5 protein-coding genes are annotated in these 7721 nt (G+C 66.9%); 3 read left to right on the top strand and 2 right to left on the bottom strand.

Features of this window, described 5'->3' with window-relative positions; all coding sequences use genetic code 11:
* Positions 1-110: 110 nt before the first annotated feature.
* A complete protein-coding gene (locus BCY78_RS19950; RefSeq protein ID WP_068305353.1) occupies positions 111-968 on the bottom strand; it encodes a 3-keto-5-aminohexanoate cleavage protein in 858 nt (285 codons plus the stop codon).
* A gap of 97 nt (positions 969-1065) precedes the next feature.
* Here BCY78_RS19950 and BCY78_RS19945 point away from each other — a divergent pair, with 97 nt between their 5' ends.
* Both BCY78_RS19945 and BCY78_RS19940 read left to right on the top strand, forming a co-directional pair.
* The gene (locus BCY78_RS19945; RefSeq protein ID WP_068305351.1) at positions 1066-1650 is read left to right on the top strand and encodes a TetR/AcrR family transcriptional regulator; all 585 of its coding nucleotides are present in this window, start codon (positions 1066-1068) and stop codon (positions 1648-1650) included.
* 61 nt (positions 1651-1711) lie between these two features.
* A complete protein-coding gene (locus tag BCY78_RS19940) occupies positions 1712-2611 on the top strand; it encodes a CPBP family intramembrane glutamic endopeptidase (protein ID WP_083195189.1) in 900 nt (299 codons plus the stop codon).
* Positions 2612-3545: 934 nt separating this feature from the next.
* Here the strand turns inward: BCY78_RS19940 and BCY78_RS19935 are convergent.
* Positions 3546-5189, bottom strand: a complete 1644-nt coding sequence (locus tag BCY78_RS19935) for a 3-(methylthio)propionyl-CoA ligase (RefSeq protein ID WP_068305349.1) — start codon at positions 5187-5189, stop codon at positions 3546-3548.
* A gap of 172 nt (positions 5190-5361) precedes the next feature.
* Between BCY78_RS19935 and BCY78_RS19930 the strand changes: the two genes are divergently transcribed.
* The gene (locus BCY78_RS19930; protein ID WP_068305347.1) at positions 5362-7308 is read left to right on the top strand and encodes an acetoacetate--CoA ligase; all 1947 of its coding nucleotides are present in this window, start codon (positions 5362-5364) and stop codon (positions 7306-7308) included.
* The last annotated feature ends 413 nt before the right edge of the window (positions 7309-7721 follow it).

The raw sequence follows: 7721 nt of genomic DNA, 5'->3' as shown, positions 1-7721 counted from the left end.
CCCGGGGCCCTGCCGTCCCCCCTCCTCGCCCTCGCGCCGCTGTTCCGCTTCGCGGGGGGCGTGGGCCGGCGCACCGGGGGGCGCAAAGCCCCCCGGTCCTCACCCTCCGCTCAATCCAAACCCCAGATCCCCCGCGCCTCCGCGGCCGAGGCAATCTCCCGCCCCGCCTCCCGCGCCACAGCGGCCAAGGCCTCGACCAAAGCCCCGTTGCCCGAGGCCCGCGCCCCGTCCGGCAGATAGAACGTGTCCTCGAGCCCCGTGCGCAGATGCCCGCCCAGTTCCACCGCGCGGCGGTGCAGCGCCCAGACCTCGGCCCGGCCGATCACCGTCGTCTGCCACGGACAGCCCTCGGGCCGGTACTTCAGCAACAGCGGCAGCAGGTCCGGATCGGCGGGCATGCCCGAGGCCACGCCCATTACGAAATTCACCTGCGGCGCGCTGACCATCCCGACCTCGGCGAACATGCCCACGGACCGCACGATCCCGGTGTCGAAGCATTCGAATTCCGGCTTGGTCCCCGTCTCGCCCATCACCGCGACGATTTCGGCGACCTTCTCGACCGGGTTGTCGAACAACATCGGCGGCCAGGCCCATTGGCCTCCCGCCCGGGTCTTCAGGTAATTCAGCGACCCCGCGTTGCAGGCCGCGATCTCGGGGCGACCGGCGCGCAGGCAGGCGATGGCGCCCGATTGGTCGCGCCCCACCACGCCGGTGGTGAAGTTCAGGATCACGCCGGGACAGGCACTGCGGATCGCCTCGCCCACCTCGACAGCCAGCGCGGGATCCCACGAGGGCAGATGCCCGCGCCCCTCACCCTGTTGGCGGAAATGGACATGCATGCAGACCGCGCCCGCGTCCCAGGCCTCGCGCGCCGAGGCGGCCAGCTCTGAGGGCGTGACCGGCACCGGATGCTGGCGCGGATCCGTCAACACGCCGGTCAGCGCGCAGGTGATAATGGCTTTCGACATCGGGTCTCCTCCCCCGTTGGGACCAGCCTAACGCTGCCCGCGCCGACCAAGCAAGCGCTTGGTTGCGTGTCGTGGCGTCACGAGCTATGCCCGACGTATGGACGCGCCCCTTTTCGATCCCGATAAACCTCGCGACCGGCTCCTCGCCGCCGCCGCCCGGCTGTTCCACCAAAAGGGCTACGCAGCGACGACGGTTCGCGAGATCGGCGCAGAGGTCGGCATCCTTTCGGGCAGCCTGTTCCATCATGTCCGGTCCAAGGAGGAGATGCTGTTCGCGGTGATGGAGCGGGTGATCGCCGCAATGCAGCAGGACCTGAGCCGCGCCCTTGACGAGGCCCCTGATCTGACCGGCCGGCTTCGCGCCCTGATCGCGGTGGAACTGAGCTATCTGCACGGCCCGGCCTCGGACGCGACGGCGGTTCTGTTCCATGACTGGCGCGCCCTGTCCGAGGCGCGCCGCGCGGTCCTTCTGGACGGACGGCAGGCCTATTTCACCCTCTGGCATCAGGTCCTGACCGAGGCCCATTCCGCCGGATTGATCGCGGTCGAGCCCGGCCTGATGCGCCAGTTCCTGCATGGGGCGTTGGCCTGGACCAGCTTCTGGTACCGTCCCGACGGCAGCCTCGATTTGCAGACCATGACCGATCAGGCCCTGACCCTGACGCTCGGGCGTGCTATCTAATCGCCATCGTTGAAGAAACAGAAGGCGCCGCCCGGCCTGCTCGGACGGTTGAAGGAACCGCATGAGGCCAGACGAACGGGCGCCTCACCAACGCCCGACGGAACGTTACGACGACAGGGCGCGGCCTGACCCTAAGCTGCGATCCGACTGGCGCGGGTCTCCGGCGCAGCGCCATCGACCGCGGCTGGGGCCGGTACTGGCGGTCTTGGCCGGATGGCTGGCACTCTCGGGGCTCGGGTTGCTACCGGCGCCCTTCGCCGCCCTGGGCCAACCGCCCGTCCCGCAAGCGCTGGCGGCGATCTTCGTGCTGGTGGCAATTGCCCTCGGCCATTGGACCGCGGTCCGCCTGCGCCGCCCCGAACCCGGCAGCTGGCGCTTCATGGCCCTGCCCGCCCTCTACCTGCCCGTCTTCGCCGCGCTGATCGGATGGTTGGGCGCCCCGCCGCTGACGACCCTTCTGGCCATCGCCGTGATCATGGGATGCGTCGCGCTTTCCGAGGAGCTGATGTTCCGGGGCCTAATGTTCCCCGCCCTGAGGCGCGGCATGGGCTTGTGGCCGGCGGCATGGCTGACGACACTCGTCTTCGCGCTGGTCCACATGGGGAACGCATTGCTATCGGGCGATTTACCCGCGGCCGTGGTCCAAGCAGTCGCGTCCATCCCCACGGGTTTCCTGATGCTGGCGCTCCGGCTGCGCACCGGGTCCTTGTTGCCGGCGATCCTGTTTCACTTCGCCTGGGATCTGGGCACCTTCGGCATCGGCTTTTCCGAGCTGCTCTACCATGCCGAAACCGGCGCGCCGTCGCCGCTGGGGGCCGGGCTGGGTCTGTGGTTTCCCCTGATCTTCGTGCTGCCGAACGCCGCTTTCGCCCTGTGGCTGCTGCGCCCCTCGGTTCGCGGGAAGATGCCCGGCGATCCCGGGCGCGTGTCATCGGAAGGAAATTCCGACCGCGATCAATAGGGTAAGGAGGCAGATTTTTCACGCACCGTGATCCGGGAATGAGTGCATGAAACAGAGCCGTTTTGCCGGCCCGAAAGTTGCGCCCGCGCAGCCTCTGGCCGACAGCTATGAGCGATGGCTGCAATACCAAGGTCCAGCGTAGACGCGTCGCCCGAACTTGTTCACCGCCACAACAGCAAGGTTGCTGCCATAGTGCCTGGGCCGGTTGCGCCTGTCGCCGACCCGGACGGCACCGACCAAAGGAGCCAGCCGCTTCGCGCGGTTCCCCTAGATGCGCCCACGCTCGACGGGCAGATCATCGCACAGCTTGCGGCAACCGTAGACTTTGCCGGTCCCGAGCAAGCCTGCGAGATCGGCTCTCTCAGTCATGGCGTCTCGAACGGGCCAATAACCAGTTTGGCTCTGTGCCGTGGTGGCAGCCCAAACAGCGCCTTCCATGCCGGGCAATTCTGGATGACGGGCCCGGAAGGTTCCTCGCGAGAGGCACACTTCCAGTCGCGGCTGCGCCCCATACCAGCGTCGGATCGAACCAGTTCCAAGCCCCCCCGCCGCATTGCAAAGCAGCGTTGCAATCAAGCCAGTTCGTCGCGCGGTAGAGGGGCGAAATGGGCCTCGTCAGCAGCGGTGCGAGATCCCCGTCGTTGCGGCTCAACGCAAACCCCGCCGCGAGGCGCTCTCCGACAAACGGCAGGGCACGGACTCCCCCCAAGGCTGTGCGAACGGTGTATCACGGCGCACATGTGTGAAAACATCTGCGTCATTTCGTGCCCTGTCCGGCCCAAAATGCGCCCCTTGCTCCTCTTCGTTCCGAAAATATCCTGGGGGGTGAATTTGCGCAGCAAAGAGGGGGGCAAAGCCCCCCTGCTTCCGTCGTCCGAAACCTGCGTGGCGCAGCCATGCCGGGCGAGGACGAAACCCCTCACCCGTCTTCCCCTCAGGCGGTCGGCAGCTTGTAGTCCTTGAACTCGTCCCGCAGCTTGTTCTTCTGCATCTTGCCGGTCGCGCCCAGCGGGATCGCATCGACGAAGACCACATCGTCGGGCAGCCACCACTTCGCGATCTTGCCGTCGAAGTAAGCCAGCATGTCCTCCTTGGTCATGTCAGACCCCGGCTTCTTCATCACCACCAGAAGCGGCCGCTCGTCCCATTTCGGGTGATAGGCGGCGATGCAGGCGGCCATGGCGACGCCCGGATGACCCATGGCGATGTTCTCGAGGTCAATCGACGAAATCCACTCGCCGCCCGACTTGATAACGTCCTTGGTACGGTCGGTGATCTGCATGAAGCCGTCCCCGTCGATCACCGACACGTCGCCCGTCGGGAACCAGCCATGGCCGGCCTTGTCGAAGCGCAGGATGTCGTCGCCGTGGCGGTTGTAATAGCTGTCGACGATCCACGGGCCGCGCACCAGCAGCTCGCCCGAGGTCTTGCCGTCCCACGGCAGCTCCTCGCCATCCGGCCCGACGATCTTCATGTCGACGCCGTAGATCGCGCGGCCCTGTTTCGACAGCACGTCGAAGCGGTCCTCGCCCACCAGACCCTCTTGCCCGCCCTTCAGCGTACAGACGGTGCCCAGTGGCGACATCTCGGTCATGCCCCAGGCATGCAGTACCTGGACGCCGTATTTCTGGTCGAAGGCACGCAGCATCGCCGGCGGGCAGGCCGAGCCGCCGATCACCGTGCGGCGCATGGTCGAGAAGCCGGCACCCTCGGCCTCGACATGGGCCAGAAGGCCCTGCCACACCGTCGGCACGCCGGCCGAGACGGTCACGCCCTCGGCCTCGAACAGCTCATAAAGCGACTTGCCGTCCATGGCGGCGCCCGGGAACACCAGCTTGGCCCCGGTCATCGCCGAGGAATAGGGCAGGCCCCAGGCGTTGACGTGGAACATCGGCACCACCGGCAGCACGGCATCGCGCGAGCTGAGGTTCAGCGCATCCGGGGCAACGGCGGCATAGGCATGCAGCACGGTCGAGCGGTGCGAATACAGCACGCCCTTCGGGTTGCCCGTGGTGCCCGAGGTATAACACAGCGACGAGGCGAGGTTCTCATCAAGCTGCGGCCAGTCATAGGCGTCCGAGGCGCCTTCGACCATTTCCTCGTAGCACATCAGGCCGGGGATCTTCGTCTCGGCCGGCATATGCGCGCGGTCGGACATCAGGATGAAATGCTTCACCGTGGCATAGCGGTGGGCAGTGGCCTCGATCAGCGGCAGGAACTGGATGTCGAAGAACATCACCTGATCACCGGCGTTGTCGGCAATCCAGACCAGCTGATCGGGATGGAGGCGCGGGTTCAGCGTGTGCAGGACCATGCCCGCGCCCGAAGCGCCGTAATACAGCTCCAGATGGCGGTCGGTGTTCCAGGCCAGCGTGCCGACGCGCTGCGTCTGCTTCAGCCCCAGCCCTTCCAGCGCGTTGGCCAGCTGGCGCGAGCGCTTGGCGATCCCGGCCCAGGTGGTGCGGTGGATGTCGCCCTCGGGGCGGCGGGTGACGATCTCGCGCTTGCCGTGGTGGCGCTCGGCATGCACCAGAAGGCTGGAAATCAGGAGCGGTTGGCTCATCATCTGGCCAAGCATGGCGGAATCCTCCTCTAGACTGCGGATATGGGTACCCGAACCTCGGGGGCGGTCAAGCGTCGCGACGCAGCGTCGAAGCGCCCGCTGACCCTGCGTCACGCTCTAGCCGCTTGATCCGTCTGGGTTTCGGGCTCAGGTTGCGGGAGCAAGTCATAAGGCAGGGGAGGGCCGCATGACCGATCTCAGACCAATCCTCTGGGCGCCCACGCCCGAACGCGCGGCGGCGACGCGGATGGCCGGGTTCCAGCGCTGGCTGGCCGCCGAGGAAGGCCTGCACTTCGCTGATTATCCGGCGCTGTGGGATTGGTCGGTCAGCGATCTGCCCGCGTTCTGGACCGCCATCGTCGAGCATTTCGACCTGCAGATCGACAATCGTGGACCGGTGCTGGGCCGCCGCGACATGCCGGGAACCGAGTGGTTTCCGGGCGCGCGGTGCAACTTCGCCGCACAGGTTCTGACCCATGCCGCCAGCCGCCCGGATGCCCCGGCGATCATTGCCCGATCCGAGACCTATGGCCGGCGCGAGGTCAGCTGGGCCGAGCTGGCCGATCAGGTCGGCCGTGTCGCGGCTGGCCTTCGTGCTTTGGGGGTGGACCAAGGCGACCGCGTCGTCGCCATCCTGCCCAACACGCTGGAGAGCATGGTGGCCTTCCTTGCCGCGGCCTCGCTGGGGGCGATCTGGTCGCAGGCTGCGCCGGACATGGGGGCGGTCGCGGTGCTGGACCGCTTCCGCCAGATCGACCCCAAGGTCTTGATCGCGCAGGACAGCTACATCCTGGCGGGGCGCGAGGTCGACAAGCGCGCACAGGTCGCGGGCATTGCCGAGGGGCTGCCGGGTCTGCAGCATCGGATCATGGTTCCGGGCCTGTTCGGTCTGGCCGAGGGGTGGTCGGACTGGGCGGACCTGCCTGCCGCCGAGGCGACGGCGCCGGTCTCACTGCCCTTCGATCACCCGTTGTGGATCGTCTATTCCTCGGGCACCACGGGCAATCCCAAACCCATCGTGCATGGCCACGGCGGCATCCTGCTGGAATGCGCGAAATGCTCGCTGCACATGGATCTGCTGCCGGGCGACCGCTATTGCTGGCTCACCTCCTCGGGCTGGATCATGTGGAACACGCAGTTCTTCGCGCTGATGAGCGGGGCAACGGTGATGCTGTTCGACGTGGCGCCCGGCTATCCCGATCTGATGGCCTTGTGGCGCGCCGCGTCGGAGGAGCAGCTCACCCATCTGGGCGCGGGCGCGGCCTTCCACCAATCCTGCTTGAAGGCCGGGATCACGCCGAAGGAGCTGGACCTCTCGGCTCTGCGGCACCTCGGGTCCACCGGGTCGCCCCTCTCGCCCGAAGGCTACGACTGGATCTATAGCGCGGTGAAGAAGGACCTGTGGCTGGCGCCCCTCTCGGGCGGCACCGACCTGTGCGGCGCCTTCGTCGGCGGCAATCCGATGCTGCCGGTGCGGGCGGGCGAGATGCAGTGCCGGTTCCTCGGCAACGCGGTCCGGGCCTATGACGAGGCCGGGAACGAGGTCTTCGACACTGTCGGCGAATTGGTCTGCACCGAGCCCCTGCCGGCGATGCCCCTGTATTTCTGGAACGATCCCGGCGACGCGCGCTACCGCGAGAGCTATTTCGACACTTATCCCGGCGTCTGGCGGCATGGCGACTGGATCGAGATCACACCCGAGGGCGGCTCGGTGATCTATGGCCGCTCGGATGCGACGATCAACCGGCACGGGCTGCGCATCGGCTCGTCCGAGATCTACCGCGCGGTCGAAAGCCTCGACGAGATCGCCGATTCGCTGGTGGTGGATGGCGAGTTCCTCGGGCGCGACAGTTTCATGCCGCTGTTCGTCGTGCTGGCGGAAGGCGCGGTACTGGATGCGGCGCTGGAAGCGCGCCTGAAAGCCGCGATCCGCGAGAGCCTGTCGCCGCGTTTCCTGCCCGACGTGATCGTCGCCGCGCCAGAGATCCCGCGCACGCTGTCGGGCAAGAAGCTGGAGGTCCCGGTGAAGAAGCTGCTTCTGGGCGGTGATCCGGCCACGGTCGTGAACCGAGACTCGATGGCCAATCCGGGGAGCTTCGACTGGTATATCCGCTGGATGGCCGAACGGGCTTGAGGCTGTGTGCATTGGCGTCCTGTCAGATTTGCACCAGCGCCCTCTTACGCGATGACGGCACTGTCATCTGCGCCTCCCCTTGGCATGGACGATGACGCGATATCGATCTTGAGGGATGCGTGGCTTACCCGCCATGCTCGCCCTTCCTTCTGCGGCAGGACGGCACACAGCCCGTTCGTCATCTGCGGGGATTCTCAGCCCAGATCAAACACGGCGCCGGTGGCTTGGATGCATCCGGCGGGGCGCGCGCAGTTTTCGGTTTCTTCCGGGCACCAGATCCAAGCGCCCGGCGCGGCTCGCCAGCCTAGATTGGACGCAGGCTGGCGCGTCACAAACCGACTTGCACCGAAACCGACCTGATGAGGTGCCTTAGCAGGGTGGACGGAACCCCACCTTCGACGCGTCGTCGAAGA

The sequence above is a fragment of the Pararhodobacter sp. CCB-MM2 genome (assembly GCF_001691415.1).
Classification (GTDB): domain Bacteria; phylum Pseudomonadota; class Alphaproteobacteria; order Rhodobacterales; family Rhodobacteraceae; genus Pararhodobacter.
This window is presented reverse-complemented; position numbering and strand designations above follow the sequence as displayed.

Excerpts from the sequence above, each read along its gene's own strand:
- BCY78_RS19950 (WP_068305353.1), bottom strand. The coding sequence starts at position 968 with ATGTCGAAAGCCATTATCACCTGCGCGCTGACCGGCGTGTTGACGGAT.
- BCY78_RS19945 (WP_068305351.1), top strand. The coding sequence starts at position 1,066 with ATGGACGCGCCCCTTTTCGATCCCGATAAACCTCGCGACCGGCTCCTC.
- BCY78_RS19940 (WP_083195189.1), top strand. The coding sequence starts at position 1,712 with ATGAGGCCAGACGAACGGGCGCCTCACCAACGCCCGACGGAACGTTAC.
- BCY78_RS19935 (WP_068305349.1), bottom strand. The coding sequence starts at position 5,189 with ATGCTTGGCCAGATGATGAGCCAACCGCTCCTGATTTCCAGCCTTCTG.
- BCY78_RS19930 (WP_068305347.1), top strand. The coding sequence starts at position 5,362 with ATGACCGATCTCAGACCAATCCTCTGGGCGCCCACGCCCGAACGCGCG.